This window comes from Paenibacillus sp. LS1 (genome assembly GCF_026013365.1).
Lineage (GTDB): Bacteria > Bacillota > Bacilli > Paenibacillales > Paenibacillaceae > Paenibacillus.
The window spans coordinates 387,867-408,882 of the sequence record NZ_JAPDOE010000004.1; the positions used below are offsets into that span (position 1 = coordinate 387,867).

The 21,016-nt window shown below is 49.1% G+C and carries 18 protein-coding genes and 1 riboswitch; of the genes, 15 read left to right on the plus strand and 3 right to left on the minus strand.

Going from position 1 to position 21,016, the window contains the following annotated elements:
* Positions 1 to 29 precede the first annotated feature (29 nt).
* The gene (locus OM416_RS18955) at positions 30 to 1,034 is read right to left on the minus strand and encodes a lipoate--protein ligase (protein ID WP_264932043.1); all 1,005 of its coding nucleotides are present in this window, start codon (positions 1,032 to 1,034) and stop codon (positions 30 to 32) included.
* Positions 1,035 to 1,287: 253 nt separating this feature from the next.
* Between OM416_RS18955 and cobD the strand changes: the two genes are divergently transcribed.
* The 11 genes from cobD to OM416_RS19010 all read left to right on the plus strand — a co-directional run bounded on the left by cobD (position 1,288) and on the right by OM416_RS19010 (position 12,780).
* On the plus strand, positions 1,288 to 2,442 hold the full coding sequence (gene cobD / locus OM416_RS18960; RefSeq protein ID WP_264932046.1) for a threonine-phosphate decarboxylase CobD: 1,155 nt from the start codon (positions 1,288 to 1,290) through the stop codon (positions 2,440 to 2,442).
* Entirely contained in the window at positions 2,423 to 3,244 is an 822-nt protein-coding gene (locus OM416_RS18965; RefSeq protein ID WP_264932048.1) for an adenosylcobinamide amidohydrolase, read from the plus strand. Before cobD ends, OM416_RS18965 begins: the two co-directional genes overlap by 20 nt.
* Before the next feature lie 44 nt (positions 3,245 to 3,288).
* Complete coding sequence (gene cbiB / locus OM416_RS18970; RefSeq protein WP_264932111.1) at positions 3,289 to 4,269, plus strand: adenosylcobinamide-phosphate synthase CbiB; 981 nt, start codon at positions 3,289 to 3,291, stop codon at positions 4,267 to 4,269.
* Positions 4,260 to 4,919 (plus strand): histidine phosphatase family protein, encoded by a 660-nt coding sequence (locus OM416_RS18975; protein WP_264932050.1) that lies wholly within the window; start codon positions 4,260 to 4,262, stop codon positions 4,917 to 4,919. Before cbiB ends, OM416_RS18975 begins: the two co-directional genes overlap by 10 nt.
* 140 nt (positions 4,920 to 5,059) lie before the next feature.
* A riboswitch (cobalamin riboswitch) is annotated at positions 5,060 to 5,207 on the plus strand.
* A gap of 442 nt (positions 5,208 to 5,649) precedes the next feature.
* Entirely contained in the window at positions 5,650 to 6,648 is a 999-nt protein-coding gene (locus OM416_RS18980) for an ABC transporter substrate-binding protein (RefSeq protein WP_264932052.1), read from the plus strand.
* Positions 6,645 to 7,691 carry a FecCD family ABC transporter permease gene (locus tag OM416_RS18985; RefSeq protein WP_264932054.1) on the plus strand — a complete coding sequence of 349 codons (1,047 nt, stop codon included), beginning with the start codon at positions 6,645 to 6,647 and terminating at the stop codon, positions 7,689 to 7,691. Before OM416_RS18980 ends, OM416_RS18985 begins: the two co-directional genes overlap by 4 nt.
* Positions 7,688 to 8,491 (plus strand): ABC transporter ATP-binding protein, encoded by an 804-nt coding sequence (locus OM416_RS18990; protein ID WP_413775806.1) that lies wholly within the window; start codon positions 7,688 to 7,690, stop codon positions 8,489 to 8,491. The genes OM416_RS18985 and OM416_RS18990 overlap by 4 nt, the downstream gene beginning before the upstream one ends.
* Positions 8,492 to 8,536: 45 nt before the next feature.
* Positions 8,537 to 9,694 (plus strand): nicotinate-nucleotide--dimethylbenzimidazole phosphoribosyltransferase, encoded by a 1,158-nt coding sequence (gene cobT / locus OM416_RS18995; protein ID WP_264932056.1) that lies wholly within the window; start codon positions 8,537 to 8,539, stop codon positions 9,692 to 9,694.
* Entirely contained in the window at positions 9,691 to 10,251 is a 561-nt protein-coding gene (cobU, locus tag OM416_RS19000; protein ID WP_264932058.1) for a bifunctional adenosylcobinamide kinase/adenosylcobinamide-phosphate guanylyltransferase, read from the plus strand. Before cobT ends, cobU begins: the two co-directional genes overlap by 4 nt.
* On the plus strand, positions 10,248 to 11,132 hold the full coding sequence (cobS, locus tag OM416_RS19005) for an adenosylcobinamide-GDP ribazoletransferase (protein ID WP_264932060.1): 885 nt from the start codon (positions 10,248 to 10,250) through the stop codon (positions 11,130 to 11,132). The genes cobU and cobS overlap by 4 nt, the downstream gene beginning before the upstream one ends.
* A 103-nt stretch (positions 11,133 to 11,235) precedes the next feature.
* Positions 11,236 to 12,780, plus strand: coding sequence for a cobyric acid synthase (locus OM416_RS19010; RefSeq protein WP_264932116.1), 1,545 nt, complete (start codon positions 11,236 to 11,238; stop codon positions 12,778 to 12,780).
* Between the two features lie 133 nt (positions 12,781 to 12,913).
* Here OM416_RS19010 and OM416_RS19015 read toward each other — a convergent pair whose 3' ends face one another.
* Complete coding sequence (locus OM416_RS19015) at positions 12,914 to 14,614, minus strand: methyl-accepting chemotaxis protein (protein ID WP_264932062.1); 1,701 nt, start codon at positions 14,612 to 14,614, stop codon at positions 12,914 to 12,916.
* 350 nt (positions 14,615 to 14,964) lie between these two features.
* Between OM416_RS19015 and OM416_RS19020 the strand changes: the two genes are divergently transcribed.
* The 3 genes from OM416_RS19020 to OM416_RS19030 all read left to right on the plus strand — a co-directional run bounded on the left by OM416_RS19020 (position 14,965) and on the right by OM416_RS19030 (position 17,976).
* Complete coding sequence (locus OM416_RS19020) at positions 14,965 to 16,362, plus strand: L-cystine transporter (RefSeq protein ID WP_264932064.1); 1,398 nt, start codon at positions 14,965 to 14,967, stop codon at positions 16,360 to 16,362.
* Positions 16,363 to 16,734: 372 nt separating this feature from the next.
* Complete coding sequence (locus tag OM416_RS19025; protein WP_264932066.1) at positions 16,735 to 17,418, plus strand: queuosine precursor transporter; 684 nt, start codon at positions 16,735 to 16,737, stop codon at positions 17,416 to 17,418.
* 204 nt (positions 17,419 to 17,622) lie between these two features.
* Complete coding sequence (locus OM416_RS19030) at positions 17,623 to 17,976, plus strand: hypothetical protein (RefSeq protein WP_264932068.1); 354 nt, start codon at positions 17,623 to 17,625, stop codon at positions 17,974 to 17,976.
* 139 nt (positions 17,977 to 18,115) lie between these two features.
* Here OM416_RS19030 and OM416_RS19035 read toward each other — a convergent pair whose 3' ends face one another.
* Positions 18,116 to 19,204, minus strand: coding sequence for a M24 family metallopeptidase (locus OM416_RS19035; protein WP_264932070.1), 1,089 nt, complete (start codon positions 19,202 to 19,204; stop codon positions 18,116 to 18,118).
* Positions 19,205 to 19,419: 215 nt separating this feature from the next.
* Here OM416_RS19035 and OM416_RS19040 point away from each other — a divergent pair, with 215 nt between their 5' ends.
* Positions 19,420 to 20,631 (plus strand): PQQ-dependent sugar dehydrogenase, encoded by a 1,212-nt coding sequence (locus OM416_RS19040; RefSeq protein WP_264932072.1) that lies wholly within the window; start codon positions 19,420 to 19,422, stop codon positions 20,629 to 20,631.
* The last annotated feature ends 385 nt before the right edge of the window (positions 20,632 to 21,016 follow it).

Consider the following 21,016-nt stretch of genomic DNA (forward strand, 5'->3'; position numbering starts at 1 on the left):
TTCGGGTCTTAATCTATATAAATTCAACTTTACTCCTCCAGGAAAACAAGGCCGATAAAGTCTTCCAGCTCAAGGTTGCCGAAGTAGTGTTTTACATCCAGGCCCTTAAGTGCAGTACGCACCTCGGATTCTTCATAACGCTTGCCACGCAGCATATCTTCGATATCGGCCACATCGCCTACGCCGAAGAAGTCACCGAAGATTTTGATATCTTCGATTCGTCCATCTTTGATGTTCATGCGCAGGTCAATAATGCCGACAGGGAATTTGCGGGTATGCTTCACATTGCTTTCCGGAGACAGACCATAGTTCCAGTCCCAGTTGCTATAGCGCTCGGCAGAGATTTCCTTGATCTTGTCCCAGTCTTTCTCTGTAAGTGTATATTGTGGGACGTCTTGCGGCTCCATCCGGAAAATGTGACGCAACAGCTCATCGCGGAACTGTTCAATCGTGAGGTTGCTGTCGATCAGATCACGAATGTTGGCAACCCGGCTGCGCACGGATTTGGTACTCTTGGATTTGAATTTCTCGGGATTTACGTTCAGGGATGCTTGAACATGATCCAGATTCAGGTTAAACATCAATGTGCCGTGACTGAACATGCGTCCACGCGTGGAGAATTGGGCATTGCCCGAAATTTTCTTTTCTCCTACTTGCAGATCGTTACGCCCGGTTAGCTCGGCATTGACCCCAAGTTCCTGCAAGGCTTCAACCACAGGCTGGGTGAACTTACGGAAGTTGTGGAAGGATTGACCGTCATCGGCTGTAATAAAACTGAAATTCAGGTTGCCGAGGTCGTGATATACCGCTCCGCCTCCCGAAAGACGACGGACAACCTGTACACCGTTATCCTGAACATATTCGATGTTGATCTCTTCAATGGTATTCTGGTGCTTTCCGATAATAATGGACGGGCGATTGATGTAGAAAAGCAGATAGCTGTCATCCTCCATCGGCAGATGCTTCAGAATATACTCCTCAATCGCGAGGTTTACAGACGGATCTGTAATGCCCTGGTTATCAACAAACAGCATGGTCATTCCTCCATTAATGTATGTGAGGGATCAAGATCCCTTATGTAGTGAACCTTGTAAAACAAACGAAACCGAAATTCCTCTTCTATTGTAAACGAATTGTGGTTGGGACACAAAGGAATTAGAAGGGGTACCGAAGGGTCGCCACGAACGAGCAACATGCAGCCTGGCAGAAAGACTTGTAAAACGGGATTGACCCGTACCTCCCACGCCATCCATAATAAAAAGGACATGTAGAAAGGGTGACGGAAGTATGACCGGTTACATTGAAGTTTTCGGACATGGCGGTGACGTGGAGACGGCCGCATCCCGGTTTGGAGGGAACGCTGCGGATTTCCTCGATTATAGCGCAAACATCAATCCGTTGGGCCCGCCAAAGGAAGTGTTGGAGGCTTTGGAGCAAGGATTGCAGTCGGTTCTTCGTTATCCTGATCCGGGCCATCGAGGGTTCAAATCAGTACTCAGTGAACGTTTGGGTGTGCCACAGGACCGTATTTCGGTAGGCAATGGCGCTGCTGAAAGCATGGCGTTGATCTTGCTCGGACTTGCTCCGCAGAAGGTCGGCACAGTGGAACCTGGATTTTCAGAATATCGTTCTTTAGCGCGACAATTCGGTGCGGAAGTCCAGCATGTGGAGGGACGAGAGGAACTGGAGTGGTGTGCTGAGCCTGAGGACATTGAACGACTGATGGAACAGGTAGACCTGCTGTTTCTCGGTCAGCCCAACAATCCGAATGGCGTACAGTATCCGGTAGAGATACTGCATCGTCTTGCTCGTAAAGCAGAGAAAACAGGTACTGTCCTGGTCATCGATGAGGCATTTATGGATTTCATACCTGAATCAAGACGACATTCTCTTGCACCCAGACTGGACGAATATCCACAGGTGATCATCATTCGATCAATGACGAAGTTTTACGCAATTCCGGGTCTGCGTCTGGGGTATGCCTTGGGACGTCCGGAATGGATTCGTGCGATGACGGAGAAACAGGTAACCTGGAGTGTGAATGGACTGGCGTTGATTGCAGGTGAAGCCTGTCTACGCAGCGGAGAACGGTTCGAACAGGACACACTGGCACAGATCGCACGGGAACGCGCGCGTTTAAAGGCAGGCTTGGAGTCGTATGGTTGTGTGGTAACGCCGGGGGAAGCGAATTTTATTTTGGTGCGCCTACCAGAACCTTGGACTGCGGCATCCATGCAGGCAGCCCTGGGCGAGCGTGGCATACTGATCCGTAGCTGTGCGATGTATCCGGGACTTGGTGAACGACATGTACGTTTGGCAGTAAAGGATGCAGAGGCCAACGAGTGCTTACTCGAAGCGCTGGGAAGTGTAATGGGGCGGCCAGACCACAAGCGACACATGATCGGAGCAGGGGGAACATGCGATGACACTGGCGTTTTATAATTACTACAAGAATGCAGAGGCATACGAGAATGAATATCGTTCCTCTTCGTGGCCCGGGCTGAAGATTACTGCACACGATCAACATATTAGAGCTGCGAGTCCTGCTGCTGCAAGTGCACTTTCCAGTGCGGTATATGGCGGCGGGATGCTCGAACTGGATCGGATATTTAACATCTATGTGGACCGACAGTATCGCTGTGATGATCCTCCTCGCGATATCGAACGTTCTCTGAATGAATGGAAGGAGCAGCTTGATCAATGTGCGGGACTGTTGACTGCGGTTCGACTGGAGCATACTTCCATTCAGGAATACACAAGTGAGGCATTCGGAATTCTGTGTTGTACAACAGCCGGTGTGTCCAATGCTGCGCGGGCAGGTTCCGCAAGAACCGTATTTGATACGGAGGGAAATGAGGCTGTTGCCGTAGGATCTTTAAAATCTACAACTCAATCTCACTTTACGAAGTCCTATATCCCGGGCACGATTAATGTCATGTTATGGTTGAACGGACGAATGACATCGGGAGCAATGGTGAATGCAATCCAGACTGCGGTGGAAGCCAAAGCGGCGGCGCTGGCTGATTTCGGTGTTGCGGACTCGGAGAATGGACTGCTGGCCACAGGGACGACAACGGATGCTATTGTACTTGCGGTGAGTCAGGTGCACGAGCATAAGCCGCTAATTGCTTATGCGGGAACGGCTACGGTTATTGGTGCGGCTATCGGCAGGTTGGTGTATGACACGATCATGGAAAGCCTGCAAGCGGGACAGCAGTGGAAAGAGAGGAACAGGGTGAAATGACATTTCAGATAGGGCAACTGGCCTCCTGGCCGTTCTGGACGGGAATGGCAGGTGCCTGGATTATTATAGGGGCATACATACTTGATCGATGCATCGGTGATCCACGCTGGATTCCTCATCCCGTGATTGGCATGGGAAAGGGAATTTCTGCGCTAGAGCGTAGCATTCGTTCCCGTGTGAGCACGGATTCCGGGCTGAAGAAGGCCGGTCTATTATTTCCGTTGCTGATTGCGGGTGGGGCGTTTGTAATTACTTGGGGGTTCGTATATGTGTTGGGTCTCATTCATCCGGTCGTAGCAATAGTGGCTGAAGTGGTGCTTATTGCAACTACCATTGCTTCCAAAGGGTTGAAGGATGCAGGCATGGAGGTGTATCACCATCTGGTTCAGAAGGATTGGCCTGCTGCAAGACGTTCACTTGGCATGATTGTTGGACGTGACACAGCTCATCTGGATGAACCGGAGGTCGTGCGAGGAACGGTGGAGACGGTAGCGGAGAATATTGTGGATGCCATCGTGTCCCCTTTGTTCTATGCGTTAATAGGTGGCGCACCACTTGCGATGGCTTATCGTGCGGTGAATACATTGGATTCCATGGTTGGTTATAAAAATGAGAAGTACATGCATCTCGGCTGGGCTTCCGCCCGTCTGGACGATTGGGCAAACTGGATTCCCGCACGGCTCACCGCCATCCTGCTGATCTTGGGCGCATGGGTCATGAAACTGGATGCCAAAGGTGCAGCACGTATGGTGACCCGAGATGCCAGATTGCATCCAAGTCCGAATAGTGGTTTTCCCGAATCGGCGGTGGCCGGAGCACTGGGGATCAGACTTGGTGGACACAATGTGTACCATGGCGTAGCTTCTTTTCGTGCCTATATGGGTGAGGCAACACGTCCGATGGCAGCAGAGGATATTGTGCGAACGACACGTCTCATGTTCTGGTCAGCGGGTTCTTTTGTAATCCTGTGTACACTGGTAACGCTCGGAATATGGCTCGCTGGAGGTACGTTGTTATGGAAGTAACTGTAGGGCAGAATGGATCACAGCAGCGAAATATTCTGTTTATTCGTCATGGCACAACCGCTTGGAATGTGGAAAAAAAATATCTGGGGCATACCGATATCGCTTTGCTGCCGGATGCAGAAAGAGAACTGGCTTCGCTACGCGAGCAATTGAGCAACGTCTCGTGGGACTCGGTATATTGTAGTGATCTGCTCCGTTGTCAGCAGACGCTTGCATTGATCGGGCCTTATGCAATGGGGCAGGTCAAGCTGGACCCACGTTTGCGGGAGATCGATTTTGGTCAATGGGAGGGGATGACGTACGATCAGCTCAAGGACAACCAACAGTACCGGGACTGGATCGATGCTCCGCAGGATATCACCCCGCCTGAGGGGGAGTCATGGCAGGCATTCACTGCGCGGATCGATTCATTTCTGCAAGAGTACATAGGGTCGGATGGTCCGTCCATGCTTTCTCCTGAGTCAGGCGTGCCCCCCATTATTGTGGTCACCCACGGCGGTGTAATACGTTATGCTTTATCCCGTCTTATTGCCAATTTGGGATTCTGGGATACGCAGGTGATCCCTGGACAAGCCATACAGGTATTGCTGGAGCGTCATGGGGATCAGTGGGCTGGCGAGAGGGTGGCTTTTCCGGCAATCGGGTTGTAAGGATGTGCAATATAACCTATAATCACAACAGAAGTGTGACAGCACCTGCAGTTACGTGTGACAGGCGATAATGCCTGAACATGAATGCAGGTGGCTCACTTGAATGGTTAATCCATATCAGCGACCAAGGGTCCCGCGTGCATGCAGTAATGGTTCATGGCTCTATCCAGTCATGGATGGCAAACGGGTGAAATAGGGAAGCCGGTGTAAGTCCGGCACGGTCCCGCCACTGTAAATCAGGAACAATTCCTGTAAGTCAGGTTACCTGCCCTGGACGTTCAAACCGGTGTTCCTTCGAGGAAAGGACAGCGTTTCGGGCAGTTCTATGTGCATGCACAACGATATGTTGAACATGTACAGATCGCCATATGCGAGACGTCATCCCTGATCCTGACGTAAGGATTAGGGATTTTTATTGTTCATGTAAGATGAACCGAACTTTTACACGAGGTCACTCCGATTGCAGTCCCATCTACTGGTCGCTGTTATCCCCAGATTTTTTGATGTCCTTTTTGAAAGGGAAAATCCGGTGATAGCATACGCTTCCGATGTAGCGTTCTTGTAGAAAGCTTTAGGCGAACACTTCGTTTCTTCAGATCGGTTCTGCACTCTTAGTAAACGTGTAAATGTTGCGATTCAAAACCTTGTACAGGAACACCAAGGCAAGGGTAGTAAGGGTTCGAGCACGATGCAAGAAAATAGTACAAATAGAGAAGGGGAGAATAACAGAATGAATTTCAAAAATTGGAAAAGCGTAGCGTCTCTGCTGAGTGCAGCGGCACTGGCACTGGCTTTGGCCGGATGTGGCAATGCAACAACGAACGAGGGTACAGGTACTTCACAGCAACCTGCACAGGAGCAGTCCCAGGGCCAGGCGCAGACGGATCTCAAAACACAGTATCCACTTACCATTACCGATGCAACTGGTGAATCGTTCACATTTGACAAGGCACCAGCCAAAATTGTATCCGTGTCTCCAGCTGAGACCGAAACACTATTCGCACTTGGATTGGACGAGCAGATTGTAGGGGTATCCGACTATGATGATTATCCTGAAGCGGCAACAACCAAAGCAAAAATGGGTGGTGTAACCAAGCCAAATGAAGAGTCCATCATTGCGGCTGAAGCTGATATTGTATTCACAGGTATCTCCATGAGCGAAGATGCAGTGAAGAAGCTGCGTGATCTGGGTATCACCATTTTCAAAACCGATCCAAAATCGATCGATGATGTGATGAACAATATTGAAACATTCGGTAAAATCACAGATCATCAAGAAAAAGCTCAGGAGATCATCACACAGATGAAACAGGATGTGACTGATGTAACTGAAGCGGTGAGCGCAGTTAAGCCGGAAGAGAAGAAAAATGTATACGTTGAATTCTCCCCAGGTTGGACGGTAGGTAAAGGTGAATTCATGGACGAACTGATTACCGTAGCCGGTGGTAGCAATATTGCTTCGGACAAAGAGGGCTGGTATGAAATTAATGAAGAGAACGTAATTGCCTCCAACCCGGATGTGATTCTGTATGCCAACGATGTCATTGATGAAAACTCCAAAACACTGGATCAGATCATTAAAGCTCGCAGTGGCTGGGATCAAATCACGGCTGTGAAGAACGATGCAGTCATCGGCCTAGATGCCAATCTGCTCAGCCGTCCAGGCCCACGTGTAACCGAAGGTCTGAAAGAAGTAGCCAAAGCGATCTATCCTGACCTGTTCCAATGAGTAAAAAACTGGCCGTGTACGCATCGGCAGGGATCGCGCTGCTTGTGTTAACCGTGCTCATCTGCACGGGCATCGGTTCGGTTTCCTTGCCTATTCGTGACATTGCAGGTATTCTGCTTCATCACTTGCCATGTATCGGAGACTGGATCACGCCCGACTGGAGTGCAGCAGCCGAACAGATTATCTGGAAAGTCAGATTCCCACGTGTACTGCTTGCTGTGCTCGTGGGCGCATCGCTGGCGATTGCCGGTGCGGGATTCCAGGGGGTTCTTCGGAACCCGCTGGCAGACCCGTTCACTCTGGGCGTATCATCCGGTGCTTCGGTGGGTGCAGCGTTTCTGATTTTCTTCGGATTGCAGTATGCACTGATCGGAATCTGGACGTTGCCACTGGTAGCTTTTTTGACGGGCGTACTAACATTATGGTTTGTTATGTCCCTGGCTCGTGAAGGGCGCAAAATACCAACACACAGTCTGATTCTGGCTGGTGTAGTGATGCAAAGTTTCTTGGGAGCGGTGGTTTCCTTCCTGTCGACCATGTCGAAACAGACCATTAATGAAATTATATACTGGACGATGGGAAGTCTGGCTCTGCGTGGGTGGTCGTATACGGCCATCCTTTTCCCGTATTTTCTGTTAGGGCTGATCTTTCTCTGGAGCCGTGCACGTTCTTTGAATGTTCTTGCGCTGGGAGAACGTCAAGCTGCGCATATCGGGGTTGGCGTCGATCGGCTGAAATTGTCCGTGCTTGCTGTGGGAACACTTCTTACCGCAGGAGCGGTCTCCGTATCCGGTGTTATTGGCTTCGTTGGATTGGTGATTCCGCATATGCTTCGGCTGCTTGTGGGGCCTGACTATCGATTGCTGGTGCCTTTATCCGCCATTGGTGGCGCCATCTTCATGGTATGGGCAGACACGATTGCCCGATCCTTACTGGCGCCGACCGAAATTCCCCTTGGTGTGGTGACGGCCTTTGTAGGTGCACCATTCTTCGCTTACCTGTTACACCGGAACAAAAAACTGCAGAAGGGGATGATGCCATGAGTATGAATTCGGACGAACCGCTATTCGCAGTTACCGGGGCAGGTAAAATGTATGGCAGTCATCAAGCCCTGGATTCGGTGACCTGGCAGGTTACGGAGGGGGACTGGTGGGGTATCGTTGGTCCAAATGGCAGTGGCAAGTCTACCCTGCTCCAGCTCCTTGCTGGAACGGAGCAGTCAAGCGCAGGCAGTATACGTATGGATGGCCGGGATATCGCCTCATACAGTCGGAAAGATCTATCACGCATGATTGCTGTGTTACAACAGGATGGCCTGCCTGCAATTTCTTATCCTGTGAGGGATGTCGTGGAGATGGGACGTTATCCATACCAGAATTGGCTTGGGCGAGAATCAGCAGATGGAGCGGCTGTAGTTGACCGTGTACTGGAAGAATTGGGATTGACCGATATGGCTGAAAGGCCTTTGGATGCACTTAGTGGAGGACAGCGTCAGCGGGTGGCACTCGCCAAGGTCATGGCACAGGAACCACGGTTATTATTGTTGGATGAACCCACTACGTTTCTGGATATCAAATATCAATTGCAATTTATGGAGTTATTATCGACATGGCGGCAAAAAAACAGCATTACGATTGTGGCTGTGCTGCACGATCTGAATCTGGCTGCGCAGTTCTGCGACCACATTCTGGCGTTGCGAGAAGGCAAAGTGGTGGGGAATGGAACGCCCCATACCTTGATGACCGAAGACAACATTCAGGACATCTTTCGCGTTAAACCTGCGATGGTGAACCATCCTGACAATGGAATCCCACAGCTCTTGCTGCGGCGGGAGAAGGAATGAACGAAGCGGGGCAACCCATATTTTGATGAAGGAAGTGCTGGCTGTATGAATAATGAACAGGTGTTGGAACAGTTACTGGGTCGGATCGTGGGTCCTAATGAAGAAATTGCGGCAGAAGCCTCCGCAGATGTGGATGCATTGACGAAACCACCCGGCAGTCTGGGTAAGCTGGAACAACTGGTTATTCGTCTTGCGGGAATCACTGGCAAGGCTCGTCCACGTTTGGATCGCAGAGCCGTCATTGTGATGGCCGCAGATCACGGCGTGGTGGCGGAAGGTATTAGTGCTTTCCCAGCCGAGGTAACGCCGCAGATGGTCCTTAATTTCCTGGCTGGAGGGGCTGCTGTCAACGTACTTGCCCGCCACGCCAGAGCCGATGTAATCTGTGTGGATATCGGGGTTAATGCCGATCTGGAACATCCTGACCTGCTTTCCCGCAAAGTTCGTAAAGGTACGGCCAACATGGCAAAGGGTGCAGCAATGACTCGCGATGAAGCAATTCAGGCCATTCTTGCAGGAGTCGACGTGGTATCGGCAGAGGTGGCAAAGGGAACACAATTGTTCGTTACTGGAGAAATGGGGATTGGCAATACAACCGCGAGTGCAGCGGTGATGTGTGCATTAACCGGAACTGCACCTGCTTCAGCAGTTGGGCGAGGAACAGGGATTGATGATGCGGGATTGCAGCGTAAAGCCGCCGTGGTTAGCCAGGCACTGAGCGTGAATTCCCCGAATAGGGAAGATGCACTGGACGTACTTTGCAAAGTGGGTGGCCTAGAGATTGCCGGACTGACAGGTGTCATTCTTGCTGCAGCTGCGAACGGATGTCCTGTTGTTGTGGATGGATTCATCTCGACTGCGGCCGCATTGATTGCAAGACAGCTTGCTCCCGTGAGCACGGCTTATATGATTGCTTCTCATACTTCACATGAAAGTGGACATGCAGCTCTGCTTCGTGAGCTTGATCTGAAACCGATGCTGGATCTGGACATGCGCCTTGGCGAAGGAACCGGAGGTGTGCTCAGTCTTCATCTGATTGATGCAGCATGTCTCCTTTTGAACGAGATGGCGACCTTTGCAAGTGCAGGGGTATCGAATGGAACGAACAAGGCTTCGGATGCCGAGGCGGATGCAAATGAGGGTGATGTAGCGGACTCTGATGTTACAGGTGCTTCGACGGTTCAAGGAGAGGTTTCGCTATGAGTGTGTTGGTGACGGGTGGAGCGCGTAGTGGTAAAAGTTCGTTTGCCGAGCGTCTCTGTATGCAACGTTCCTCAGAAGCTTGGTATGTGGCTACGGCTCAGGCGTATGATGATGAGATGCGAGAGCGGATAAGTCTGCATCAGAATCAGCGCGAGGCATCAGGATATCTATGGCATACGGTGGAGGAACCACTCGCATTACCGGCACTCATTACACGTATGGGAGAAGACCATACCGGTACTTCTGCACCGACGATTCTGGTCGATTGCCTGACACTCTGGTTGACCAATGTTCTGCTTGCACATGAACACGAAGATGAGCAGGTTTTGCAAGATCATATGGATGCATTGGTGGAAGCAATCAGGTCGTACCCAGGTCTGCTCGTGCTTGTTACGAATGAAGTGGGCGATGGTATTGTGCCGGAGTATGCGCTTGGCAGAAAATATCGGGATCTAGCGGGCATATTGAATCAGCGGATTGCAGCCATATGTCGTGAAGTGTTCCTGGTGACTGTAGGTATTGCGATTGAGCTGAAAAGCAAGGAGTATCGTTTATGACAGATCACACTCATCCTCGTAAACATGCGGCTGCGGCCGCTTTTCAATTTTTATCCCGTTTTCCGGTGAAAATGCAGATTGACTTCGTCCCGCCATTACTGCGGGAAAGTGTCGTGTATTACCCGCTGGTGGGTGCTGCGATTGGACTATGCGTTTGGCTCGCAGGGGCCTTAACGGGTGTGATACTTCCAGCCTTTCCTGCTGCCGTATTAACCTTAACGTTATGGGTATGGCTCACTGGTGGCCTTCATCTGGATGGTTGGATGGATACGGCGGATGGATTACTAAGCTATCGTACCCGTGAGCGGATGCTGGAAATTATGAAGGACAGCCGTGTAGGCGCTATGGGTGTGATCGCCTGCGTCCTACTGCTGATGATGAAAGCGGCTCTGATCGCCGATTTTATCGCACATGGCAACTGGATCTATGGTGCGCTGTTGATCCTGCCCATGATCTGGAGTCGTTGGTTCATGGTGTATGCTATCTCAGCCTGGCCGAATGCACGTGGAGATGATGGTTTGGCAGTCTTATTCAAGGGATTGGGTGAGCGTAAGGAAGTCCAGCGTGCACGCAGCTCTGCGGTCGGACTGACCCTTCTTGCAGGTGTAATTACGTTTGCTGCCGTATGGATCTTCCGACCGGATATGGGTACTGCCGATGCCATGATGAGCAGCCTAGGAACATTGCCATGGTGGTTATATCCTGTGACGGCTGTCATTGTTGTACCTGTTGCATGTTACATCATTGGTAAATTCGTTGCTGCACGCATCAGTGAAAGGCTGGGCGGGCTTACAGGAGATACGTATGGAGCGATGAATGAGCTGTTGGAAGCGGCTTTGCTAACGGTGCTGAGTGTGCTTCAGGGACTCTTTTGGCTGTGAAAAACGCACGGAATGAGTAATGTGAGACATAACACGGAGACTGAGGTGAGGGTACGTGGAAGATACACCTGTGCAACATTTACAACAACCAGCGGCAGTACTCATGCTGCAAGGGACGGCATCGGATGTGGGAAAAAGCGTGATTACGACGGCGCTGTGCCGTATATTCAAGCAGGATGGCTTCAAGCCAGCCCCGTTCAAGTCACAGAATATGGCACTAAATTCCTACGTAACGGAAGACGGCAAGGAGATTGGCCGGGCCCAAGGCGCGCAGGCAGAAGCCTGTGGTATTGAAGCGACAACGGATATGAATCCGATTCTCATCAAGCCGGTGCGCGATATGCATTCGCAGATCGTGGTACACGGGATACCTTTTGCCCAGATGAGTGCATCAGATTATCGCCAGAAGTTCCTGCCAGAAGCGAAGCAGACGGTGATGGATGCGCTGAACCGGTTGCGGGACACCTATGATGTGGTGCTGATGGAAGGAGCAGGCAGTCCTGCGGAGATTAATCTGAAAGACCGGGATATCGTCAACATGAATCTGGCAGGTTGGGCCGATGCTCCAGTCATTCTGATCTCTGATATTGATCGGGGCGGCGTATTTGCTTCTATTGTTGGCACACTGGAGCTGCTAGAGCCACATGAGGTGGAGCGTGTAAAAGGTTTTATCATCAATAAGTTTCGCGGCGATCTGTCTCTGTTGCAGCCCGGACTAGACTGGCTTGAAGAACGGACAGGCATTCCAGTATTAGGTGTATTGCCTTACATAAGAGATATTCAGATTGAAGCAGAGGATTCAGTGGTGCTGGACTCGATGCGTCATGGCAAATCCGGAAAGACAGAACTGGATCTGGCGGTGATCCGATATCCCCGAATTTCCAACTTTACAGACTTCGATGCCCTTTCCCGTGAACCGGATGTGAATGTGCGTTACGTGACCTCGCCAGAGGAATTGGGAAGTCCTGATGCTATTCTTCTACCGGGTACGAAGGATACAATAGGGGATCTGGCGTTCCTGCGTGAGTCTGGACTGGAGCAAGCGATTGCCAGCCAGACCGAACGTGATAACATTCAGCTCGTAGGGATATGTGGCGGATACCAGATGCTTGGAAGATATCTGAAAGACCCGTTTGCAGTGGAGGCGAATCAGATCCAGGAAGCAAAGGGACTCGGCTGGCTTCCGTTATCGACAACATTTCTTCAGGAAAAGCAGACAGTCAGGGCTTCCGGACGGGTGCAACCTCAGAATCCGATTCGTCTGTATGGTGAACCAGATGTGGAAACATCCCCACTACCTATTCATGGATATGAGATCCATATGGGTGTTACCGAGTGCCACGAACCTGAACGTGTAACCGCACTATTTGAAATATCCCATCCAGGTGGTGAAGCATTCCATGAAGGCTGGGGCACAGTGGATGGCCGTGTGTGGGGAACTTATCTGCATGGTTTGTTTGAAAGTGATCAATTCAGACGTTCATGGCTTAATGGTTTGCGTGAAGCAAAGGGACTAGCCCCACTTCAGGAGACATATAGTGCGCATGAACGTAAGGAGATGGAGTTCGATCGGGTAGCCGAATCGTTGCGGTCCTCATTGGATATGAAGCGTGTGTACGAAATCATGGGTGTTCAGGCACCGGAGTGAGTTGTTATACAAGAATACCCCCATGTCCGACAACCCGTTTTTTAGAAACGGAATGTTAGCGGCATGGGGGTATTGTATATCCTATTATTAAATGAGGTTTAAACCAGAGAATGATGGGTTAATGGTTTACCTGTTAGTTTATTTTGAAATTTTTCATGGCGGATTGCAGCTCTACAGCTTGTTCATGCAGATGTCGTACCGTATTCGAATGTGAATCCATCTCGCTGAGCTGAAGATCTGCTGTTGAAGCAATCTGTAGCATGCTCTCACGGGATTTGGACGTAATCTGTGCCGTTTCTTCAACAGACGCACTCACTTCTTCTGCACCAGCGGATACTTGCTCTGTAGAAGCAGAGACAGTCTGGATGGTCAGATTGACGTTCTGGATCAGTTCATTCAGTTGCTGGAAGGCTGAACCTGCTTGTTGAACGACAGTTGTGCCTGAACCAATCTCTTTGGTTACACGGTTCATGGCGTCAACCGAGCGTTCAGCGTCTTCACGAATGGTGCCCAGATAATCTGATATTTCCTCGGTGGCTGTCTTGGATTGCTCGGCAAGTTTGCGAACTTCTCCAGCAACGACAGCGAATCCGCGCCCGTGCTCACCAGCACGCGCTGCTTCAATGGAGGCGTTGAGTGACAGCATGTTAATCTGTTTGGTAATTTCAAAAATGGAAGCAACAATGGTGCCGATGGCTACTGAACGTTCATTCATGGTCTCGACATACCGCAACGATTCGTTTGCTGTCTGACCTACACGTTCCATCTGCTCAACGGCATTCTGAGCCAGTCGGTTACCATTAACCGCCTCATTGGCTGCTTCGCCAATTTGTTCGGAGACTTCGGCGGAAGAAGAAGCGATATGCATGATGCCCTGTGTAATTTCTTCCATGGCTCTGGCGTTCTCGGATGCGCTGGACGCAATGCTGATGCTGCCTTTTTCTGCATCTTCTGCGGAGCGGCTGGAGTTACGGACCATACCGGACATCGATTCAACCCGCTGAAGCAGGTCATTGGAGCCTGATACAACTTCATCGGACGTGGACAAGGCACGGCTAATCATTTCTTTCAGGTTATGCGTCATCGTCTGGAAGCTTGCGGCAAGCTGTGCAATTTCATCTTTGCCATTAATCTGGAGTTCGGCGGTCAGATCACCTTGGGATATTTGCTTGCTATGTTGGACGAGCTTGATGATTGGTTTAGTTACTCTTTTGATCATACTCGTTGAGATAAGCCAGCCGAGCACGAAGACTAATGCTGTAATGCCAAGACATAGCCAGAAGACCTGGGTAATCTTGTCTTGAATGAACTGGGCGTCCATGCTTACTGCCATAATCATGTTACTTCCTGCAATTGGCATAAAGGCTGCTTTATGTACACCGAAGGAATCGGAGTAGACCTCGCTGATTACCATTTCTTTGTTCTCGATCGCTGCAGTCATTGTGGGTTCTACATTAATCTCATCCTGTGCTTTCATGCCTGAGGAAGAGTTGGCAACCACCACTTTGGCTGATCCATCTTGAATGGCAACAATGTATGCGGCATCCAGATTGTGCTCTTTTGCTTTGTCGGCCAGATACGATTCTACGGTCATTGCAGCACCTTCAGAACCGGCTCCGCCACTCTGTACCTGTAGAATTTTGGATGCAGAAGTATTCTTGTATATATCCTGAATGGACGTGTTTAGGACTTTGTCGAACTGCGGGAGCACGTAACTTTGAATAATATTCATCGATACGGCATAAAAACTGATACTGAACAACAGGGAAGCAACCAGCAGAACGAGGAATAAGGTGCCTCTGATTTTACCGGCAACGGTGCGATTACGAAACATATGATCATCCTTTCACGTCATGTTCATTAACATTGTCGCTTTTCCGTAATCATAAGACCTATCTACCAATGAAGAAAGACCTAAAATATACGTTGAGAAAACTTGGGAATAAGCGGATATACCTATATTACAAAATTAACCGGAGGTTGAATAGAACAATTTTCACGATTTGGTGTATTTTTTTCAGAAATAGATGAATCTGTTACATGCATATTACATAATATCAATTAATACCTACCAGAATAGTTTGTTATATGGTATATTGTAAAATGTCTTGTTGGTCGTATAAAAAATAGAAGAGAAAACCGGATCATTTCCGGTTACACACATGTTGAGGAGGATTTAAAGTAATGGATACTTTTCTAGTCATTTTGAATGTAGTGATCATGCTGGCATTTCTGGGTGTGCTCTACTGGATGCAGAAGAAACATATTTCCTTCACGAAACGCGTATTTGCGGGTTTGGGTATGGGGGTTGTGTACGGTGTAATTCTTCAATTGGTCTACGCATCCGGTTCTGATGTCATCACGAAGTCAGTCGATTGGTTCAATCTGGTTGGTTCAGGATATGTTCGTTTGTTACAAATGGTCGTGATTCCATTGATTATGGTATCGATCATCTCAGCCATCATGAATCTGAAAGGCAAGCAAAACCTCGGTAAAATGAGTGTTTCCATTATTGCGATCCTGTTGATCACAACGGCGATTGCCGCAGGGGTCAGCATTGTAACGAGCCTCAGCTTCAACCTGACTTCGATTGAGATCGAGGGTGGAGATCGGGAGCTTGCGCAAGGACAACGTATGGAGGAACGGCTTGTTGATGTACAGGATCAGACGATTCCACAGCAAGTGCTGGAATTCATTCCTTCAAATCCATTTGCGGATATGACAGGAGAACGTCGTACATCTACACTTGCGGTGGTTATCTTCTCCGCGTTCATCGGTGTGGCAGTACTTGGATTGGATCGCAAAAAACCACAGCAGGCGGAAACATTCCGAGGTATGGTTAATGCGGTATATGCGGTGGTTATGCGGATCGTAACGTTAGTACTTCGATTGACGCCATACGGTATCTTGGCCCTGATTACGAAGGTAACGGCGACCACGAATCCAGATGAGATTCTGAAGTTAATCAAATTCGTTGTCGCATCCTACGTGGCGTTGCTCGTTATGTTCATCATTCACTTGATTATCATTGCGCTGTCTGGCTTCAACCCACTGACGTATCTGAAAAAGGTTCTGCCAACACTGGTATTTGCCTTTACGTCCCGTTCAAGTGCGGCAGCCATTCCGCTGAATGTAGAGACACAGACGAAGAAATTGGGCGTATCGGACGGGATTGCGAACCTGTCTGCAAGCTTTGGTGCTACGATTGGGCAAAACGGCTGCGCCGGGATCTATCCGGCCATGCTGGCGGTGATGATTGCTCCAACGGTCGGAATCGATCCGCTGAGCTGGGACTTCATTGTGACCTTGATCCTCGTAGTTATGATCAGTTCATTCGGCGTAGCTGGAGTAGGCGGCGGGGCAACCTTCGCTTCCCTGATCGTATTGTCCACCATGAACCTGCCGGTAGCCTTGGCAGGATTGCTGATCTCTGTTGAACCGCTGATCGACATGGGTCGTACAGCATTGAACGTGAACGGGTCCATGACTTCAGGACTTGTAACCAGCAAAATTTTGAAAGAAAATGATCAAGACACATTCAATGATCAAAGCCGTGAACTGGATTCAGCTGTTCAGGTGTAATAGAGAATGGACTTGGTAGAGGCTCATATAAGAGCCAAAGCCATCTAGAGTTCAAACAAGTAAAGCCGCCCTTCGGAGAAATTCGGAAGGCGGTTTTTTTGCTGCAATTGCATTTTGCTGTGCATGGTATGCTAAGGCTTCTCCTTTTTAATACACGGGGCAAGATGCATAGAGGTAGGAAAAACGGAGTATGGTCGAGAGTGACATAGGCGGAATATAGTAGAGATCGTGGTCTTCCAGTCAGACTTGTGGTTATTTAGTGCTGTTCAAGGGACAAGAAATATGATAGAGTATTCATGTTTTGGCCCTGAGCCAAACCGCGGTTCGTAACCATCCCGCGTAATCAAAACTAGGAAGGCAGTGTATGTATTTATGTTTAACTTAGGGTGGGGAGCGGTTTTCGTTCTCGTAACTTATGGATTTTTCCTGTTGTGTTACCGCTTGTTCGGTAAAAAAGGTCTCTATGCCTGGATTGGTGTGGCTACGGTTATAGCTAACATTCAGGTGACCAAAACGATAGATATTATGGGGATTGTACTCACGTTAGGCAACACGATGTATGTCAGCATGTATCTGACCAGTGACCTTCTCAATGAGAAGTATGGATCGGGTGAAGCGCGGAAGGCCGTATGGTTCGGATTTTTCACGTTGATCATGACGACGGTTCTGATGCAGATGGTGTTGTTCTTTGATCCGGCACCGACGGACTTTGCACAGGAATCCATGGCGAAGCTGTTCGGTCTGCTGCCACGTCTGGCACTCGGAAGTCTGACAGCTTACTTCATCAGTCAGTTCCTGGATGTTCGATTGTACTCCTGGTTACGCAAGGTGGCTCCAGGGCGCAATCAGTTGTGGATACGTACCAACGGTAGTTCGATCATCAGTTCATTTGTGGATACACTGGTGTTCTGCACGATCGCGTTTGCGTTCATCTACCCTTGGGATGTTTGGCTGGAAATCTTCCTGACGACGTATATTATCAAATTTGTATTAACTGCGGTCGGAACACCGTTTCTGTATGCCGCACGTAGCTTTAAGTTTAAGGATGAGGCTTAGACAATATTCAAAGAGTAACACTTAAAATCACCCTCTGCGCAGTCCATTGTAATTCGGACTCTGCAAGGGTTTTTTTTCATAGAAAAGACCCGAAACAAGAAAAACCCTTTTTACATTTTTATGAAAAAGTTATAATATAAACGACCTGTCGTTATGAGCGTGTATCATTAGCCAACGATGATTTCAACCAAAGGGGAATCGCACATGTACTCTACACTGCGTTATAAACTGGAAAGCAATGGCACAACCTACGAGAATGATAACATTAATGCCTCACTATTGGTGGATTTGATTACCAATCTGGAATTGCAGGAATACGTAGTACTTGTACCTTCGGAGCTGGTGGAGGGAAGTATGTATTTGCAGGCTGCTGCGCTTGAGGAACCAGGGCACATGGTGGCGGAGATTCGTTTGCAGGAAGGTGAGGAAGATTTCCGGCATTACAGCTACAAGTCAACAGATACGACTGGGATTATTCAATGGTTTCTGGATTATTGGGGGAAGCAACAGCTGCCACAGCTGGAATCCTGGCATGATATCACGCATGAGTTTGATTAATGGTAAATGAGTGAGCAGGAATAAGATCACGTAGAATGCAGACGGAGTAATGTAGGATATGCTTCGTATTAATTAAAATCCCGCGACCCATGATATTATTGGTTTGCGGGATTTTGTTTTTGACATAGATCCAATTGGATTAGTCGGTAAGGATTTGCAGCTCTTTAGGATATGTTGTCAGAACTTCGACACCCGTCTCGGTCACAATTACATCATCCTCGATGCGAACGCCGCCTGCTGCGGTATATATGCCCGGTTCAATTGTGAATACGGTACCTTCATTCAGGATGTCCATGTTTTCTCCATGAAGGGAAGGATATTCATGCACATCGATACCCAATCCATGACCTACTCTATGCATGAAGCGCTCGCCGTATCCCGCTTCTTCCGTGACCTGGCGTGCTGCACGATCCACTTCCGCGCAGGTAATGCCTGGCTTAACCACTTGGATGGCAGCTTCGTTCGCTGCGAGCACCGTGTTATAGATGGTTTTGAGTTCGGATGAGATGTCACCAAAGGCGAATGTGCGTGTGATATCCGAGGCATATCCTCCAGCATAGACACCCATGTCGAACATCAACAGGTCACCATGTTGCAGTTTCCGTTCACCCGGTGTACCGTGTGGCAGACCAGTTTTGGGTCCCGTGAGCACCATGGTATCAAAGGAAGGGCCATCAGCACCCAGTTTCTTCATCTGATACTCCATCTCGGCGACAAGTTCAATCTCGGTTACGCCTGCACGAACATGAGTGAGGCCTTGACGCAGTGTTTCTTCAATCAGATGAATAGCATGGCGAATGCGAGCTACTTCATCTGGTGTTTTTTTCACACGTAATGTGCGAAGCAGGGGGCCGACATCTTCAAAGCTGGCACCACCTAGCGCGGCGGTTAATTGCTCATAACGTGAGACGGTCACGTATTCTTTTTCGAGACCTACTCGGCCCAGACGGCCCTGATAACGTTCGAACAAAGCGTACGGATTATCCGTATCCGTGTGAGTGGCAATGTTGGATACCGAGGAAGCGGCTGCGGCAGCTTCTGCGTCAAGTGCGGGTACGATCAATAATGGTTCTTCGCCACGTGCGAGTACCAGACCAAGGAAGCGTTCATGCGGATTGCTCGCAAAGCCAGTTAAATAGTAGATATGTTTCGGATCTGTGATCAGCATAGCGTCCAATCCTTGCCCGGACAGATCGGCTTCAAGACGAGATAAAGGGTTTTGATTCATGAGTGTAGTTGTCCACCTTTCCATTCATACTATCCTTCTATTATAAAAGATTATGGAGGAATTCCAAACTGCGATGATTTCATGTCCTCGGAATCCCTTGAATTCTTGGTTTAAGCGGATGATATGAAGGGTAATACAGGGCGAAACCGCTTTACAGAAGAATAATAGCACCACAACTATAGAGAAAAAAATGATATGCGAAGGGAGATGTAATCATGAATAATCGAGTAACCGTTCCGCTGTATGCTTCATTATTAAGTGTGGCACTGTTGACAGCGTCATGCTCTTCAGGCGATCCCTCTACAGGAGGAGTAGAGCACACGTCTCAGGGGCAGGGAACAGGTCAGGGACAGACAGCCAATGGAGGCAATGGCAGTGCGAGTGAAAACGAGAGTGGAGCGCAGGGAGAGGCGGTTATTCCGTATCAGGCTTCCGTTCTGGTTGAAGGATTGAATGCACCATGGGAGATTGTGAGTGTGCCTGATGGTCGGATGTTTGTAACGGAACGCCCAGGTGCGATTCGGGTCATTGAGGATGGAAAACTAACCCCTGAACCACTGATTGAATTCTCAGCGCCTTTTAATGAAGAAGGTGAGGGAGGCTTGTTGGGCCTTGCAGCTGATCCGGACTTTGAGGAGAACGGTTACTTGTATGCGTACCACTCCTATCTGGAAGGCGACGACATTGCCAATCGGGTGTTACGTCTCAAGGTGAATGATGGGAAAGCGGTCATAGATCAAGAGCTGCTTGGTAATATTCCAGGCGGAACGAATCATAATGGTGGGCGGATCAAGATCGGCCCGGACAAGTTGCTCTATATTACGACAGGTGAGCGCTATGAACCGGAACTGTCACAGAACGAAGATAGCCTTGGGGGTAAAATATTGCGGATTGGTCTCGACGGATCGATCCCTGCAGACAACCCATGGCCTAATTCGCCTGTGTACAGTATGGGACACCGTAACGCACAGGGACTGGCCTGGAATCCGGACAACGGTTATCTCTATTCTACCGAGCATGGTCAGCGGAATCATGATGAGATTAACCGGATTGTGGCTGGTGAGAATTATGGCTGGCCCGAGGTGGAGGGAGACGACGATGACAACGGCGCATATCAGGCTCCGCTCGCACACAGTGGGAATGACACATGGGCTCCGTCCGGTGTAGCTTTTGTTGAAGAAGGACCATGGGCCGGTTCACTGATTGCTGCGAATCTGCGTGGAGAGCAGTTGTTGAAAGTTACTCTTTCGGAAGATGGTACACAAGTGGAGAAGGTGGAACCCATCTTCGAAGATGAATGGGGTCGAATTCGCAATGTGAGTGCTGGCGAGGACGGAAAGTTATACGTGCTTACGAACAATCGGGATGGACGGGGATCGCCACGAGATGGGGATGACAAGCTGATTGTACTTACTCCTGAGAGTTGAGTCAGGAGTAAGGGGAGAGAAAATCAGTGTTGAAGGACGCGTCGAACCGAATTGATATCGCGATAAGGTAGTGAATGGAGATAAGTTTAAAACTAACGGATTCCGCTTAACTTGAGTTTAAGTCCTGAATCGCTCTCTATTCTTTTTCTAACGAACCTGACACACCTTATATGAACGTTTAGAGGTCGATGAAGAATGTAACGAACCTCAGCCACGTTATATCACCAAAATTCACTTGAAACCTGCGGAAAAACCAGTGAAACTCGTGAATAAGATGTCTGGAGTTCGTTAGAAAATCTTAATGCTCAAAATATAGCATATTGCGTGTCTGAGATTCGTTAGAGGATACTGTGGACATGTCGTGGTGTAATATAAGATACCGTAC